Origin of the sequence: Gloeocapsa sp. PCC 7428 (assembly GCF_000317555.1) — a bacterium.
Classification (GTDB): domain Bacteria; phylum Cyanobacteriota; class Cyanobacteriia; order Cyanobacteriales; family Chroococcidiopsidaceae; genus Chroogloeocystis.
Window position 1 is genome coordinate 1,019,400 of sequence record NC_019745.1, and the last position, 16,400, is coordinate 1,035,799.

The 16,400-nt window shown below is 46.7% G+C and carries 13 protein-coding genes; 4 read left to right on the forward strand and 9 right to left on the reverse strand.

Going from position 1 to position 16,400, the window contains the following annotated elements:
- The first annotated feature begins 4 nt into the window (after positions 1-4).
- The 3 genes from GLO7428_RS04510 to GLO7428_RS04520 all read left to right on the forward strand — a co-directional run bounded on the left by GLO7428_RS04510 (position 5) and on the right by GLO7428_RS04520 (position 2,514).
- Positions 5-289 (forward strand): acyltransferase, encoded by a 285-nt coding sequence (locus GLO7428_RS04510; RefSeq protein WP_041918896.1) that lies wholly within the window; start codon positions 5-7, stop codon positions 287-289.
- Positions 290-341: 52 nt separating this feature from the next.
- Positions 342-1,622 carry a histidine--tRNA ligase gene (gene hisS / locus GLO7428_RS04515; RefSeq protein ID WP_015187377.1) on the forward strand — a complete coding sequence of 427 codons (1,281 nt, stop codon included), beginning with the start codon at positions 342-344 and terminating at the stop codon, positions 1,620-1,622.
- Between the two features lie 409 nt (positions 1,623-2,031).
- On the forward strand, positions 2,032-2,514 hold the full coding sequence (locus GLO7428_RS04520) for a GNAT family N-acetyltransferase (RefSeq protein ID WP_041918512.1): 483 nt from the start codon (positions 2,032-2,034) through the stop codon (positions 2,512-2,514).
- 205 nt (positions 2,515-2,719) lie between these two features.
- Here the strand turns inward: GLO7428_RS04520 and GLO7428_RS04525 are convergent, their stop codons facing one another.
- Positions 2,720-3,118: a response regulator gene (locus GLO7428_RS04525; RefSeq protein WP_015187379.1), complete on the reverse strand. Its 399-nt coding sequence runs from the start codon at positions 3,116-3,118 to the stop codon at positions 2,720-2,722.
- A 260-nt stretch (positions 3,119-3,378) separates the two neighbouring features.
- Between GLO7428_RS04525 and gyrA the strand changes: the two genes are divergently transcribed.
- Positions 3,379-5,877, forward strand: a complete 2,499-nt coding sequence (gene gyrA / locus GLO7428_RS04530; RefSeq protein ID WP_015187380.1) for a DNA gyrase subunit A — start codon at positions 3,379-3,381, stop codon at positions 5,875-5,877.
- Between the two features lie 58 nt (positions 5,878-5,935).
- Here gyrA and GLO7428_RS04535 read toward each other — a convergent pair whose 3' ends face one another.
- From GLO7428_RS04535 to GLO7428_RS04570, 8 genes are all read right to left on the reverse strand, one after another.
- Positions 5,936-7,369, reverse strand: coding sequence for a YdiU family protein (locus tag GLO7428_RS04535; RefSeq protein WP_015187381.1), 1,434 nt, complete (start codon positions 7,367-7,369; stop codon positions 5,936-5,938).
- A gap of 39 nt (positions 7,370-7,408) precedes the next feature.
- On the reverse strand, positions 7,409-7,930 hold the full coding sequence (locus GLO7428_RS04540) for a DapH/DapD/GlmU-related protein (RefSeq protein WP_015187382.1): 522 nt from the start codon (positions 7,928-7,930) through the stop codon (positions 7,409-7,411).
- 82 nt (positions 7,931-8,012) lie between these two features.
- Positions 8,013-8,591, reverse strand: coding sequence for a DapH/DapD/GlmU-related protein (locus GLO7428_RS29580; RefSeq protein WP_015187383.1), 579 nt, complete (start codon positions 8,589-8,591; stop codon positions 8,013-8,015).
- A 67-nt stretch (positions 8,592-8,658) separates the two neighbouring features.
- Complete coding sequence (locus tag GLO7428_RS04550; protein WP_015187384.1) at positions 8,659-9,825, reverse strand: hypothetical protein; 1,167 nt, start codon at positions 9,823-9,825, stop codon at positions 8,659-8,661.
- Positions 9,822-10,853, reverse strand: coding sequence for a glycosyltransferase family 4 protein (locus GLO7428_RS04555; protein WP_015187385.1), 1,032 nt, complete (start codon positions 10,851-10,853; stop codon positions 9,822-9,824). The genes GLO7428_RS04550 and GLO7428_RS04555 overlap by 4 nt, the downstream gene beginning before the upstream one ends.
- A gap of 12 nt (positions 10,854-10,865) precedes the next feature.
- The gene (locus GLO7428_RS04560; RefSeq protein ID WP_015187386.1) at positions 10,866-11,816 is read right to left on the reverse strand and encodes a phosphotransferase; all 951 of its coding nucleotides are present in this window, start codon (positions 11,814-11,816) and stop codon (positions 10,866-10,868) included.
- A gap of 58 nt (positions 11,817-11,874) precedes the next feature.
- The gene (locus tag GLO7428_RS04565) at positions 11,875-13,680 is read right to left on the reverse strand and encodes an ABC transporter ATP-binding protein (RefSeq protein ID WP_015187387.1); all 1,806 of its coding nucleotides are present in this window, start codon (positions 13,678-13,680) and stop codon (positions 11,875-11,877) included.
- Between the two features lie 72 nt (positions 13,681-13,752).
- A complete protein-coding gene (locus GLO7428_RS04570) occupies positions 13,753-16,275 on the reverse strand; it encodes a glycosyltransferase (RefSeq protein ID WP_015187388.1) in 2,523 nt (840 codons plus the stop codon).
- Between the last annotated feature and the right edge of the window lie 125 nt (positions 16,276-16,400).

Here is a 16,400-nt window from a genome sequence, read left to right on the forward strand (position 1 = left end):
GCAAATGAGTCAAAATCAATCGAAGGATGAAATTGAATTTCCTGGATTACCGTTAGCCGTTTATCGAGAAATTGCCGCGCATTTGCAGCAGGTTGATGGAGTCGAAACGGGGCTGTATCCAGCAGCTTATCAGCAGTTTGATTACAGCCATAGTCAAATTGGGGGGTTGTGGATTCAGTACAACCAACACGCTAACTTGGTAAGTCGCCAACGAGTCGCGCAAATTTTGGCATACTATCAGAATCGTTACGGTGCATTTAGAAAACTCAATTCTGTAATTGCGCAGTAAGATTTTTTTCTTGCGATCCGTAACTGAAAAACGCAATTTAGATAAACAGTTGATGGGCGAAATTCAGGCATTACGAGGAACGCGGGATATATTGCCAGAGGAAGTAGGGTACTGGCATAAGGTGGAAGCGACAGCGCGGGATATTCTTTTCAAAGCAGCATATCGCGAAATTCGCACCCCGATTTTTGAGCAAACTGAGTTATTTGAGCGGGGTATCGGCGAAGCAACCGATGTGGTAGGTAAAGAAATGTATACGTTTCGCGATCGCGGCGATCGCTCGATTACGTTACGCCCCGAAGGAACAGCGGGTGTGGTGCGATCGCTGATCGAACACAGTTTGTATACCCAAGGCGGCGTGCAACGGTTGTGGTATACAGGTCCCATGTTTCGCTACGAACGTCCGCAAGCTGGACGCCAGCGGCAATTTCATCAATTAGGCGTGGAAGTTTTGGGAAGTGCCGATCCGAGAGCCGATGTTGAGGTGATTGCGATCGCAACACACATCTTACAAAGTTTGGGATTGAAAAATCTCCACCTTGATATCAACTCGGTAGGTAATCTCGAAGATCGCCAAGCATATCGCCAAGCGTTAGTAGATTACTTAACACCGTACAAAGATGAATTAGATGCTGATTCGCAAGATCGTTTGAGTCGCAATCCGTTGCGGATTCTCGATAGTAAAGACAAACGCACGCAAGAAATCGCCCAAAATGCACCCAGTATTTTAGATCACCTAGGTACATACTCGCGGCAGCACTTCGACAAAGTACAGCAGTTACTCGCCGATTTAGGAATCAGCTATCAACTCAATCCGCGATTGGTACGCGGACTCGATTACTATACGCACACAGCATTTGAAATTCAGTCGGATGACTTGGGTGCGCAAGCAACAGTTTGTGGCGGTGGCCGTTACGATGGTTTAGTTGCGCAGTTGGGTGGTCCTGAAACGCCTGCGGTTGGTTGGGCAATTGGTTTAGAGCGCCTAATTTTATTGTTGCAACAGTTGCAAGAACCTGCTGCACCAAGCATGGATTTTTACGTTGTTTCGCGCGGGGATGCGGCTGAAGCCCAGGCACTTGTTTTAGCACAGCAGTTACGGCAAGCAGGGTTTAGCGTAGATCTCGATTTGAGTGGGAGTGCTTTTAAGAAACAATTTGCCAGGGCAGATCGTAGTGGGGCGATCGCTTGTCTCATTTTAGGCGACGAAGAAGCCGCAAATCACACGGTTAAACTCAAGTGGATGGCATCAAAAGAACAAAGTGCGATTCCACAAGCTGAATTACTTGCCAACATTGAGGAACTGCGAAGCCAGCTGACTAGGCGTGAGGAGTGAGAGGTGAGGAGTGATCGCAGATAATATAAGTTGTAAAAATGGGTCATGATGAGTGAACAAATGATAAACTACCAGGCGCAACCGAGCGACTTTACCCAACTATTTGAGCAATTTCAAATTGAGTAACACGCTTATAAAGTGAAATCCACAAAACTACGCTAGAAACTCATTTGAATGTTGGCTTTAAGAAGGTTCAGCAGCTTCATTGCTTGGAAATCTTAAACATTAAACCTCCTGCATGAATGCTTGACGAATAAATTCGCAGCCAAACAAAAGACAATCTACCACTGTGAACTTATTGATAAAAGTCTTGCTTCAGTGTACGAAAGTACACTTTGCTTGAGTAGCCCTTGACTTCAGTCAGAGGGCGTTTGTGATTCATGCAGGAAGTCTATTAACTGAAGTTCATATGGAAGTACGGATTGAACCTTACAACGCGCAGCAACTTGATGAAGTCATTCGCCTTTCGCTGCAAGCATGGGCACCAGTCTTTGATTCAATTGAGAAAATGATGGATTTTGACGTTTATCGAGAACTTTATCCCGATTGGCGTGTGAGTCAACAAAAGGCTGTTGAGGATGTTTGCGCAGCAGAAGACACTCATGTATGGGTGGCGATCGCTGCTGGTGCAGTCGTGGGTTTTGTCGCCGTGAAACTAGATGTGGAACCCAACGTGGGTGAAATCTACATGATCGCTGTCGATCCAGGCTTTCAAGGTCGCGGCGTTGGCTCCGCGCTGATAAAATTTGCACTTGATTGGATGAAAGATGCGAGAATGTCGGTTGCGATGGTGGCAACTGGTGGCGATCCTGGTCATGCGCCAGCACGTCGCACCTATGAAAAGCTCGGCTTTAGGATATTACCACTTGCCCAGTACTACAAGAAGCTCTAGATAGGGTAGTAGGGTAGTTGAGTTGTAGAGTAGGTGGGTTGTAAAAAATCATAATTAAATCTCTCCCACACCCCGCACACTCCCACTCGCTCCTCCAGAATAGTATTTTTGTACTAAACTAGAATCGTTCCGGTTAATAACTGTGGTAAGGGTAGCATCAGACTCCTTACGGTAGAGGACTTAAGTGAAAACAACGCAGGTATTGTTAGTCTTTTGGCAGCAATGCCAAAATTTGCTCGATAAACTGTTGATGGTCAACAACAGGTTTAGAAATGTAGCCGTCAGCGCCACTTTGCTTGAGAAAACTTTCGCGATCGCCTTCCATCGCGTGGGCTGTCACCAGAATAATCGGCAATTTGGCAGTTTGTGCATTGGCTTTCAACATTTGGGTAATCTTAATACCATCAACGGCTCGACCCTGGTACACGCTACGCGAGAGCGAAACATCCATTAAAATGATGTCGGCTTCTCCCGCTGCGGCTATTTTCATCACTTCTTCGACATTTTCGGTATGCTTAACACCCAAGCCACCACGTTTAGTCAAAATTTTGGAAAAAACCCGTGCATTAATTAAATCGTCTTCCACAATCAATACAGTTTTCATGAGAGTAGTTGCTTCAAGTTTATTGAATATTCATAAATGAACAGATTATTAATATGGCAAAGAGTACCATCTTAATTAAAAACATTAAGAGGCATTTCAAGTTATAAAATAGTTGCCTCTAATCTAAGGATAATAGTACTGCTAATTGCTCAACGACTACCGCTGAAATACTGGCAAAAGCAATTTATCCTTTATGCTATTGTTCATTGTTTATAAATTACACGACGCTTTTTGTTGTTAGGAATCAGGGAACAGAATTCATGGCGAAACAGTTAAACCTTCTCTCGCAGGGACAGGTCATTCCCACAGCTTTGCATACAGAAATGCAAAGGTCATATCTTGAATACGCCATGAGTGTGATTGTCGGACGGGCATTACCCGACGTGCGTGATGGGTTAAAGCCAGTTCACCGCCGGATTTTATACGCGATGCACGAACTAGGGCTAACTCCCGATCGCCCTTATCGCAAGTGCGCCCGTGTTGTCGGAGACGTGCTTGGTAAATATCACCCTCACGGCGATCAAGCGGTGTACGATGCCCTAGTGCGATTAGTACAAGATTTTTCGAGTCGCTATCCTTTACTTGCAGGTCATGGCAACTTTGGTTCGGTCGATAACGATCCACCAGCCGCGATGCGTTACACCGAAACTCGCTTAGCACCGATTAGCCATGAGGCGTTGTTAGCGGAGATTGGCGAAGAAACGATTGAATTTATTAGCAACTTCGACAATTCACAGCAAGAACCTGTGGTTTTACCCGCGCAGTTACCTGTGCTGTTGTTGAATGGTTGTGCGGGAATTGCGGTAGGGATGGCAACAAATATTCCGCCGCATAACTTGGGAGAATTGGTCGATGGTTTGATTGCGCTGATCGATCAACCAGAATTATCGGATGAAAAGTTATTTGAACTGATTCCTGGACCTGACTTTCCCACTGGTGGCGAAATCATCGGAACAGCGGGCATTCGCGAAGCCTACAGCACTGGACGCGGCAGCATGACGCTACGGGGAGTCGCCAAAGTCGAAGAGGTGCCTGGAGGACGCGGCAGTAAGCGACGTACAGCGATTGTAATTACTGAGTTGCCGTTTCAAGTAAATAAAGCGGGTTGGATTGAAAAAGTTGCGGAGTTAGTCAACCAAGGACGCTTAGAGGGTATTGCCGATATTCGCGACGAAAGCGATCGCACGGGAATGCGTGTTGTCATTGAACTCAAGCGCGACAACAATCCACAAGACGTACTACAGCATCTATATCATCAAACCGCGCTACAAGTGAACTTTGGGGCGATTTTGTTAGCACTCGTTGATGGACAACCGCGTCAGTTAAGTTTACGCGAACTCTTACGTGAATTCCTCAAGTTCCGCGAAGAAACATTGAATCGCCGCTATACGCATCAGTTACATCAAGCCGAAAGCCGCATACATATCGTTTCAGGTTTGCTGCGGGCGCTATCGCATCTTGATGACGTGATTGCGATTTTACGTCAGGCGAGTGATGGTAGTACTGCCAAAATGACCTTGCAAAGTCGGTTTGATTTAACCGAAACCCAAGCGGATGCTATTTTAGCAATGCCACTGCGTCGCTTGACAAATTTAGAACAGGAGAATCTCAAAAAAGAATTTGAAGCTTTAAACGCACAAATTCAAGACTTACAAAAGTTACTCAACGATCGCCGCGAGTTACTCAAAGCCCTCAAAAAAGATTTGCGATCGCTTAAGCGGAAGTTTGGCGATGCGCGGCGCACAAAGTTAGCGCATAATGTGCAACCTTTCGCCGAGGAAAAGACGGGAGAAAAACAAAAATCTCAATCAAAACCTCAAGCCTTACCACTCGATGTACAGCCTGTGGAAGAAGTGGTTTTAGAGTTTACGCAGCGGGGATACGTCAAGCGATCGCCAAACGGTCAACGCGGAAGTCGAAAATCAAAAGCGGAAAATGGTAATTCTGAGTATGATTGTGTGATTCAAACTCAAAGTGCCAAAACTGACCAAACGTTGCTCGTATTGACCAGTAGCGGTAAGGTGTTTCCGGTACAAGTTGGTGAAATTCCTGCATCGGTACGCGGAGAAAAGCGTGGTAGTCCATTAATTGGCTTGCTTCCTAACTCGGCGGCTGCGGAAACTGTTGCAGCGCAATTCTTGTTACCCGACGATCCAGAAACTACACAACTTGTCTTGTTGACGAAATTAGGAAAAATCAAGCGGTTGGCGATGACTGAGTTTCTGAGTATTACCAATCGCGGTTTAACGATCATTAAGTTTAAAGATGACGATGAGTTACTATCAGCGCTTGTCGTACAACCTGAGCAAAATTTGGTTCTGGCGACAATTGGCGGGCGATTGCTGCGTTTTCCTGTAAATGATGAGCAACTGCCAATTATGGGGCGTACTGCTGTGGGTTTACAAGCATTGCGGCTACGCAAGCAAGAACAATTGGTTGGTGGTGTGGTGCTCGATAATTTGGGTAATAATGTGTTATTGGTGTCACAATCAGGAGCAGCTAAACGAGTATCGGCAAGTACATTACGTCAAGGAAATCGCGGTGATATTGGTACGCAAGCAATGCAGTTTACTTCTAAATCTGATGCTTTAGCGGGAATGGTGTTGGCGACAGATGAGGCGGCTTTGGTGACAAATACGCAAAGAGTTGTGCGGATACCTATTAATAAAGTGACGGTTCGGGGTAAAGATGGCGCAGGAGATCGCATCGCGGAACTGAATCCTGGAGAGAAAGTTATTGAAGTGGTGGCAATTGACTAAATGTTTTGTAGCTATTAGCCATTAGCAATTAGCTGTTAGCTCATTATTCAATGTTAAGTTAATTCTCTCGAAGTGATGTTAACACATCGTAAAATGGTTGCCAGTTGTCTTCTTGGGCGATTGGTTCCCAAACTGATTCGATAATTGGTCGGAGTAAGGCGATTTTAGGATTACTTTGCTGGAGTTGTTTTGCTACATTTGCCATTCCAGATTGAGGGATTTTTATCAAGTATTTATGATATAAATTACGCCAATTTTCTAGTAATTCAGAGGCACTATCCCAAGGTAAATCTGATGTGTCTAAAATTGAATTAGCATCTTCTTGCCATTTTGGTGAAAAATCTTGTGTTAGTTTACTGAAAAAATCGTGATAGCCTATTTGTGTTTCTTGTAGAAGTTGAATTGTTGTTTGTACAAGTTCTTCTTCTTCAGTAGTAGGTAATTGAGAAAAGCCTAATTTTTTCAACATTAATCGGCTGTATTCTATATAGTAATGCTCGTCAAACATTGACAGACTTACCTCCATATCTTCAGGAGAAATGACAGCTTGTAGAGGCTCTTGTAAAAGCTCTAAATTTAATTTACAAACATTTGATTGTCTGCCGTAACAGTAGCGACGATAGTAATCAAAATATGCGGCAGTAAATAGTGGGTCGTATGAGGGAATAAAAGCATAGGGACCATAATCGAAGCTTTCACCCGTGATGGACATATTATCGGTATTGAGCACTCCATGACAGAAGCCTGCTGCCATCCACTGGGCTGTGAGTTCGGCGACACGTTTGACGAGTTCTGCATAGAATAGCGAGTATTGATCGGCTTGACCCCAAATTGTGGGATAGTAGTATTCAATAACGTGGTCAAGTAACTTTTGAATTAAGTCTGGACGCTCGATGTAATAAAGTCGCTCGAAAGTTCCAAAACGAATGTGCGATCGGCTAAAACGGATCATTACTGACGATCGCGTTGGAGAAGGTTCATCGCCGCGCCATAATGCTTCTCCTGTTTCAATCAAGCTAAGACAGCGACTAGTGCGGACGCCCATGTGATGCAAAGCTTCCGCAGCTAGAACTTCGCGTACGCCACCTTTAAGCGTTAATCGACCATCTGCACTGCGCGAGTAAGGCGTTGTTCCAGAACCTTTGGTGCCAAAGTCATAAAGTTCACCATCAGTACCGCGTACTTGTCCGTAGAGAAAACCTCTCCCATCACCTAAATACGGGTTGTATTGACCAAACTGGTAGCCGTGATAGCGGAGGGCTAGTAATGGTTCGCGTCCTTGGAATTTACCAAAAGCTTCAATGAAGTGTTCGTCCGTAACAGCTTGTGGATCGAGTTTTAATATTGGTAGTAGCGCATCATTGCGAAAGCGAAGGATATGTGTAGGAAACTCCGCAGCGACAACTTGATCGAAGTAATCGTTCCCTAATGATTCTAAAGCGGGTTCGTAGTTGAGTGCGAGGAAGGGGTTACTGAAATCGGCTAAACTCATTGATGTTAAAGCATGACTATCCTCTAACTTTAGCTAACACTATTCAGGATATGCCCAGCCTACAATCTTTGCAGGATTTCCGGCGGCGATCGCGTACGCAGGAACGTCAAAATCAACCACCGCACCTGCGCCGACAATCGCACCATCGCCAAGTCGCGCACCACTGAGAATCACCGCACGAGTTCCAATCCAAACATCGTTACCAATGATGATGCTACTTTGGGGAGTGCTTCGTTGAGTTATTGTTAGAGGAACCGCAACAAAAGAGTCTGCTAGCACAACTTCGCGCGAAATCAACACATAGTTACCAATTTTAACGTATCCGTTTGTGGCGATAATGGGTCCTGCTAACGTACAGTAATTGCCAATCTCTACTTCGCCTGATGGTCCAACGTCGAAAAGTGTATCGATGTAAATTCCTGTATTGTGACCTACGCGCAAACCACGCTGACTGCGGTAATGCAGAAACGCATAAGTACTATACAACCAGCTTTGTTCGCCAAGGATGACATTTGATGGTAAGGGTTGCGGGAACCAATCGTGTGGTAGGTAGGTGGGCATGACAGAAGTTGGTAATGGGTAATAGATATTCTTTGCAATTACCAATGACTAGTTACCAGTTACCAGCCTTTAAGTTTCATATTTACAACAATGCCTGATTTTGAATTCTCGCAGGATTACCTGCGACTACAGCTTGTGCAGGAACATTCGCGGTGACAACAGAACCTGCACCAATTTGCGCACCTGCGCCGATATGAACTCCTTTAAGAATCATCGCGCCAATTCCGATTTGCACGTCATCTTCGACGATCACAGGTTGCGTTACTAACGACGGACGTGGTTTTTGATCGCCTGGAGGCGCGATCGCGATCGCATCTTGTCGCCGTAAGCCTGGTTTGCGGGGATGAAAGTCGCTATCGGCGATTGTCACATTGTATGAAATCGTCACGCGCTTCCCAATAGTAATACTTTGCGCGCACCAAAACATTGCACCCACAAGAATTGACTCATCACCTACAACTACTACGCCTTCGGGTTCCACAGAGAACACCGTCCAGGTATAAACATATACGCCATTCCCTAACACTAGCCCTGGATTGTGTCGGCTGCGAAATCGTTGAAAGCTGTCCTTACGCTCTAAGTAGCAATCTTTACCAATTCGTACATTGGCGGGAAGAAGTGAAGCATAGTCCCAAGTCCCAATAAATTCACTGATATCCATTTACCTAAATTCCGACGTATCTGAGCAAAAGTGCAGGAAAAAAATATTACCAATTACCGATTACCTATTAACTCCACCCAATTTGTGCCAGCATTTCGCTTAAAACACGTTGAGAGTCAAAGATGTGTGCGAGTTCCCAAGCGGCTTGTTGATGATATTCGTAGTTTTGTTCAATTGTCGCGATCGCTGCAACAGCTTCATCAAGATTAGAAAATGCAAACAAACCGTGACCTGTAGGAATATAATCAGAAAAGCCTGTTTCTTGGACAACCACAGGACGTTTAGCGGCAAGATAGCAAACTGAGCGACAGCTAAACCATCCACAATAGGTTGCAACGTAGATATTCTTGGCGACGCTGAATTCTCCGCGCGATCGCTCGATGTAAGTGCGGTAGGTATTGGCGGATGCTGATGTCGCTTGCGCATCGACAACTGACCATCCTAAGTGTTGCCAGTGTTCTAGAGGGGCGGAACCATTAACATTGATTGTGACTTCAAACGCAGCAGAGGCGTGTTTAGGAATCTCCTCAATGCGCCCGAACTCTAATTCTTTTGCGCCGTACATCACACCATTATGCACGATTGGTTGTGGGTAATTTCGCCACGTCATCACCGTTGTCCATTGCGTCGCGGGTGATTGAGGTTTCCAACAATCGAGAACGACAGGCGGGCGCGTGAAATGCCAGTTGATATCAAAGGTTGGTAATGGGCAATCCTTTTGTCCGAGGCGTAGCGCATAGGTAAAAAAGTGGTCGTGCGATCGCCATCCCCAAGCTTGTTGTTCAACCGGTTTGCTATCCCATAACCGAAAAATCGCGAAATGGTTCCAACCTGGATCGGTATCGATTAAGACTTTGTGCGGACAGCGTTGATATTCATCGCGCAGCAAGCTACCGCCGGAGATATTGAGGAATAACCTAGCTTCAGCAGCAACATCAGCGATCGCGTCGGAAGAAAGTCCATACGTTCGCCCATCTACCGCCCGATAGTGCCAACGTTCGGCTAAAGAAGGTGAGAGTACTTTGAGTGACTGTTGGAGAAATTGCACGCCGTAACTCGGATCTTCTTCGTACTCACCAGTGTTGGGGTTGTAAGTATGTGCTGGTAAACCCGTATCTTCGAGGTAATAAACTTCAAACCCAAGGCGTTCTAAGCCCAGCGCGTATTGTCCGTAATCCCACGCTACACCGCCCACGGGACTTGTGACAATCATACCAGTGACGATCGCTTTCACCGCTGCACCTCCAGCAATTTGCGATAAAGTGCTTCGTATTCATCTACCATGCGGTGATAGTCGAAACGGGCGACAACGGCTTGACGTACGCGAGTGCGATCGAGTGCTAAAACATCGGGAAGACACGCCGCAAGTGAATCGACATCCGCAGCATAATAACCAGTGACACCAGGTTCGACAATTTCAGAAACGGCACAGCGATCGCTTGCTAAAACGGGCGTACCACACGCCATTGCTTCAATCAGCACCATCCCGAAAGCTTCCGAGTAGTTGATTGGAAATAATAATGCTGCGGCACCTGCAAGTAATTCGTTGCGTTTCTCAACGCCTACAGGTCCAATGTATTCAATAGATTTTCCGTCAATTAAAGGCGCGACTTCGGTTTCAAAATAGTCACCTTGCCCCTGTCCTGCCATAATTAGCCGCATACCGACTTTTTGTGTTACTTTAATCGCTTCAACAGCACCTTTTTGCGCGTTAAGATGCCCTAGAAACACAAGATAATCGCCCTGCCCAGAACAAAATGGAAATGCAGCAGTATCAATGCCGTTATATATAACAGGTACGTTGCCAAGTGACTTAAATTTACTGCGATGATACCGCGAAACTGCGACAACTTGGGCTTCTGGATAGCGCGTATAGCTGCGGAGAATGTCGGAATTAGGATTAATGTGATACGTGTGAACAATCGGCGTAGGAACTAGACGAGTAAACGGCAGCGCATAATGGTAAGCATGGCTGTGGATAACGTCAAATTCTTGGGCGCGTTCAAACGCCGCCGCAACGTGAACAACTTCGTGAAATTCATAGTTGTTCCATAACATTGGGTCATTTCTATAGCCACGTGCGTAAACCGCATGTAACAGCGCAGATGTTTGCGAGTCACCTGTGGCAAACAAGGTGACTTTGTGTCCGCGACGCATCAACTCTTCGGTGAGTAACGACACAATTTGTTCAATCGAACTACCACTATCAGGACCTGTTCGACCTGCAATTGGGGAAATTAAGGCAATTCGCAACGTATCCACTGCTCTGTCCTCCTAATCCAATTCGTACCAGAGGTTTTCCAGTTTAGCGAGTGCAGTTTCAACAAAAGCAGGTTTTTGAAATGGCTTGATCCACCAGCGAAGATACCATAGCGTTTTTAAGATGTCGCAGTACACCAGCGTCCGGCTAAAGGTTTGCCGATCAAGTACAATATGTTGTTTCAGTTCATCGAGGTAAGCCGCGAGAAGATACGGTTTATATTTACCCCATCCTGAGAGTAAGCGGACAACATCCCAAGCAGCGATGCCAATTGATGCCCACTCCCAGTCAATCGGTCGAATTCCTACGTTAGGTTGAACAATAATGTTATGACACGACACATCACCATGAAGTAGTGTATGCGGTTGACAAATCAAGAATGCTACCAGTTCGTCAAACTGCGCCATGAGGCAATCAAAGCGCATAAGTAGATGCGCCTCGGCTTTTTTTTTGAGACTCTCGCGAGCAGTTTGGAGAAGATAGTAGTAGAATTCTGCGTTGTGTTCGCCCAGACAATCGAGCGATCGCAACTCGGCTTCTCGGTCGTAATAAGCGGCGTGTAACTGCGCCATCCAGCGGAAAGTCAGCAACCATTCAGATATCTCATAGTATTCAAGTTTCCACTCACCGACATCTTCGAGAAATAGCCAGTAGCGTTGTGCAGCGCGATCGCACAATCCGGCATACAACTGTGGTGCGCCAAAACGTTGTCCTACGAGTAATCTTTGATAAAGTAGCACCTCACGTCCTTGACGAACATCCTGCCGCAGCCGCTTGAAGATTGTAGATATCTGTTGACCCGTGTTCAGGGTGACCTGTAAACGATGAATCGGATGCGTACTGTAATTATCCAACGCTGTAGACGTTATCTGTTGAATTTGTACAGACTGACCAAAATACTCACATAACCCTTGCTCCAACACCGCCGCAACTGTGGGTTGCCCTTCCACCACGTTTAGTGTCATCTTACTTATTTAAGAACTACAAATAACTTCTCCCCTGCTCCTCTGCTCACGCCAGTTGCTACAACGGAGGGAGGAAGCTCCGCACCGCACTGGCTCCCCTGCTTTCTCTGCACCTCTGCTCCCCTGCTTCCTCTGCGGTTGTCATCTTCACTACTCTGCCATGCTCAAGTACGAGTCGTGCATCGCAATGCTCCAGCGTACTCAGTCGATGCGCAATCATGAGAGTCGTACGCCCGTGCATTAATCGCTCCATCGCTTCCATAATTGCGGCTTCGGTCTTGACATCAACCGAACTTGTCGGTTCGTCCAAAATTAAAATCGGTGCATCTTTCAAAAATGCCCGTGCGAGGGAAATTCGCTGACGTTCGCCGCCAGAAAGTCGCATTCCCCGTTCGCCAACTTTTGTGTCATAACCCTGCGGCATCTTCATAATAAAATCGTGCGCATTTGCGGCTTGGGCTGCGGCGATAATATCGTTGTAACTCGCATCAGAACGCGCGTAGCTAATGTTTTCTGCAATACTGGTGGAAAACAGCATTGGTTCTTGCAGCACGATCGCAAACTGAGAACGCAAATCGCGTAACTTGTACTCGCGCAGATCAACACCATCAAGTAAAATTCGACCATCGGTTGGGTCATAGAACCGCGTCAACAAGCTAACGAGCGTTGTTTTACCCGCGCCGGTTGTCCCCGCAATACCCAATCGAGTCCCAGGGCTTAGTTGAAACGAAATGTTGTGCAAAATCTGACTTGTGGCATCATAACCGAACGAGACGTTGTCAAAAGTCACCGCACCTCCTGCACGGTGTAAGGGTGTGCCATGCTGTTTTTCAATCACATCAGGTGGTTCGTCTAGCAGCGCAAAAGCACGTTCAGCACCCGCGAGCGAACCTTGTAAACTCGCAACGCGCTTACTCATCGACTCTAACGGCTTATACAACTGCGATAGATACCCCAACACTAACAACAAGTTTCCTAACGATAGTTCGCCATTTTGTACGAGTCGGACACCAAAATACAGCACCGCAGCCGTACCAACCGCCGTCGTCAGCGCTACGAATACGCCTAAACCACCTTCAACAAACGTCAAACGAATCTTTGCCCGCAAGCTTTCCCGCGCCTGGCGGATGAAACGTGCTTGTTCGCGTTCTTCTTGACCAAACGCTTTGACAACGCGTACCGCCGTCAGAACCTCTTGGACGACAGAGAATGCCGCGCTTTCAAGCTTTTTTGCACCACGCCATTGTTTGCGTAACCGCTGTCCATATAACCGCGATAGCCAGTAGAGAAGTGGTGAAATTGCGATCGCAATCAGCGCTAGTTGAAGATGAATCAACGCTGTGACGTACACCATCCCAATTAAAGTGACGGCTGAGGTGATAAAAGGAATCACACCATCAATGGCAATCCACTGCAAAGCAGGTGCGTCGTGTTGTACGCGATAGTTCGTTTCATAAGTTCCCTTCGCGTCGTGATACGCGAGTGAAAGCCGCTGTGCGTGGTTAAACAACCGCCCGCGAAAATTTAACACTAACTTTTCGCCAACATAAGTTTGCAGCACTGAGGTCACAAGTCCGCGCAGCTTACCGAGGACAACGACCGCGATCGATAAGAAGATCGCAAAAAAGAGAATTGCCTCATTTGAGCGCTGTAAACTTGCTGGAAGGATTGCTTGCAAGAAGCCTGGTAACGGTCGCGCGCCGAGTACCGTATCCACAATAATTGTGAGCGGTAGCGGAGTAAGAAGCGTAAACGGTGTTGACAGTAGGCTCAAAAGCAACAAAACTACTAAGTGCCAGCGAAAAGACCACGCCTCTTGAAATACTCTTTTGTAAAGTATTCGGTTGGTATATGGCTTTTGCACTACTCTTTGCCTCTTAATACAGGAGCGAGTGGGAGTGTGGGAGAGATTTGATGATTATTGCTCTTTAATACTCTACAACCCTACAACCCTCCTACTCCTCTGTTCAATCGCTTGCATCAGCAGGGACATGGCGATCGCACACTCGTAAAAACTACGAAAAATCAGAATTAGGGCAATGATACTTAGTTTAAGTACTGCACCCCATGCCTGGTCAATCGCTGCACCGAGAGTCAGGGTGACAAATAGCACGACAAGTATCCAGCCGAGTTTTGACCACCGCGACCAGATTTGTAACCGGACAAGCTGCTGACCGCCGCCATGTTCCTCGATTGCCATCAAAAGATGACCGACACCTAGTAAACCTCCAGGAACTTCGAGATCCCATCGGTCGTAGTTACCGCCGCGCTGTACGCGATTTCCTATTTGTTGAATCGTTGATTCGATCGATGTTAGCCATGCTTCGGGTGCTTGCCAAACTGTACTCCAAATCGTGCGTTGTTGCCGTCGGGGTAAAACAAGATGAGTCTTACCGCGCGATCGCCAAGGTTGTAATCCATAGCGCAAACGTCCACGTAGCCGTGCTAAAGGTTGGAGTAAATACAGTACGGTTGTTAAACAGTAGCGCTGCCAACGCTGGGATTTTGGTGTATGCAGAAACGCAGCACGCGCCGCACTGCGACTTGCTTGTATGAACGTAGTCACAACTGCAAGCAGCGCGATCGGCAACGCCAACCATAGCGGAGTCCATAAAAGACCAAGCAGCGCCAACCCGAAAAGTGCCAAAATGACAAGATACCATTCTGGCATCAACGGTATAGCGCCGAGTGTTCCTGGTGTGCGTTGATAAATCGATTGAAATGGAGCAGTTCCCCATAAACCATAAAACACTTGCTCTTTGGCACTCAGCGCGTGCATAACGCCTGCACCGTAAATACGCCCAGACCACGAAAGATGACCGGCGGCGTTATACTTTTCAGGAAACTTTTGTTCTAGGAGTGCTTCAGCCTTGCCGTAGCCTTGTTGTTGCTTCCAATACGCGCGTACCGAGTTGCGGCGATGATGCCAAACGACCGCCGCCGGATTAAAGCCAAGACTCCAGCCTTGTTGTTGCAGCCGCCAACAAATATCAACGTCATCCCCCGCAGTGCGAAACTGCGGATCGAAGCCATCAATTGCTTGCAGGCACGTTTTGCGAAATGCCATGTTACAACCAGGAATATGTTCGGCTTCTTGATCCGACAAGAGAACGTGTAAGGGTCCTCCTGGTGCATTCGCAACACATTCGGCGATCGCGCCGTCTCCTGGTGGTGCAATATTAGGACCACCAACACCAACGTAGGATGTATGCACAAACGTATATGCTAAATACATTAGCCAATGCGGATCGGGGTAAGCATCGTCGTCAATATATGCTATAATTTCACCCTGTGCAGCACGCATCCCGACGTTACGAGCGTTGCTCAAACCTCCTTGCGGAATGTTGATTAGCCGGACATTGTATTCACTCGCAATCTCAGGTGTGCTATCCGTTGAACCATCATTAACAACGATCGCTTCAAAATGCGGATACTCAAGTTTGGCTAAGCCCTCAAGCGTATCGCGAATTGTTCGCGCACCGTTGTAAGTACATACCACAACCGAAATAAATGGCAATTGGAGATTTGAGGAAAATGGTACGCGGGCGAAAGCACCACCCACCGCCGCCAGCGCGGGTTTTGCTCGTCGTTGCCGATCTGTTAGCCCAAAATCCCAATCTTCAATGTCGTAGCCGCCGCGATGCCATTCATCCGTCCACGCAAAAATAAAAGCCCCCGCACAGCCTGCCGCAAAGGCTGTCCAAATTTGCCAATCGAGGACATCGGCTTGCTTCTTTAAACCATTGCGCCGACTATCTAAACCAATTTCAGCCATCACTAAGGGGCGATCGCCAACCAGGTTTTGTAGACGTGCTAAGTAAGCTTGTAAACGGTCTTGCTGTTCTAAATACACATTGAAACAAACAAAGTCAACAAATGGCAGATGTAGATACTCGGTCGTGGGATAATTGACGTAAGTTACTAAACTATCAGGGTCTTCGCTTTTTGCCACCCAATACAGTTGTTGTAAGAAACGCTCGATGCGACGATGACCATACCACCGCACAATTGACGCTGGAATTTCATTGCCGATCGCGTAACACAACAACGCTGGATGACCTGCACAAGCCTGTGCGCCGACGCGTATGCGTTCTTTGATTGCTTTGATGCGATTTTTGTCCTCCAAAAATGCAATATGCTGTTCCCAAGGAAGCCCTACCATGACGCGCAGTCCGTATTTTGCCGCAACATCTAATAACCAACGTGGCGGTACCGTATAGGTCCGCACCGCATTGATACCCTTCGCTGCCATTGTGGCAAAGTCAGATTCCACCTTTAGAGGATGAGGATAATCATTGCCGTTTTTGTCAGGGCGAAAAGTTCCATAGGTAACGCCACAAATGTAGAGTTTCTCCTCACCGATAAACAGAAACTTACCCCGAACTTGTGGTCTTAGTGGCTGTGTTATGGAAAAAGGAATGGGTAAGCTTCTACGCAAAGTTACTTGTTGAGCAGTCAAATCGATCGCACCTTTTCAAAATCTATCGGGTTGCCCCAAGAGAACATAAACTCAAAAGTAATCACTCAAGCTTTAATAATGCTTAAATGAAGCTTAATATATCCTTAAATTTTCCTCAATTAGTT

Excerpts from the sequence above, each read along its gene's own strand:
- GLO7428_RS04510 (WP_041918896.1), top strand. The coding sequence starts at position 5 with ATGAGTCAAAATCAATCGAAGGATGAAATTGAATTTCCTGGATTACCG.
- hisS (WP_015187377.1), top strand. The coding sequence starts at position 342 with ATGGGCGAAATTCAGGCATTACGAGGAACGCGGGATATATTGCCAGAG.
- GLO7428_RS04520 (WP_041918512.1), top strand. The coding sequence starts at position 2,032 with ATGGAAGTACGGATTGAACCTTACAACGCGCAGCAACTTGATGAAGTC.
- GLO7428_RS04525 (WP_015187379.1), bottom strand. The coding sequence starts at position 3,118 with ATGAAAACTGTATTGATTGTGGAAGACGATTTAATTAATGCACGGGTT.
- gyrA (WP_015187380.1), top strand. The coding sequence starts at position 3,379 with ATGGCGAAACAGTTAAACCTTCTCTCGCAGGGACAGGTCATTCCCACA.
- GLO7428_RS04535 (WP_015187381.1), bottom strand. The coding sequence starts at position 7,369 with ATGAGTTTAGCCGATTTCAGTAACCCCTTCCTCGCACTCAACTACGAA.
- GLO7428_RS04540 (WP_015187382.1), bottom strand. The coding sequence starts at position 7,930 with ATGCCCACCTACCTACCACACGATTGGTTCCCGCAACCCTTACCATCA.
- GLO7428_RS29580 (WP_015187383.1), bottom strand. The coding sequence starts at position 8,591 with ATGGATATCAGTGAATTTATTGGGACTTGGGACTATGCTTCACTTCTT.
- GLO7428_RS04560 (WP_015187386.1), bottom strand. The coding sequence starts at position 11,816 with ATGACACTAAACGTGGTGGAAGGGCAACCCACAGTTGCGGCGGTGTTG.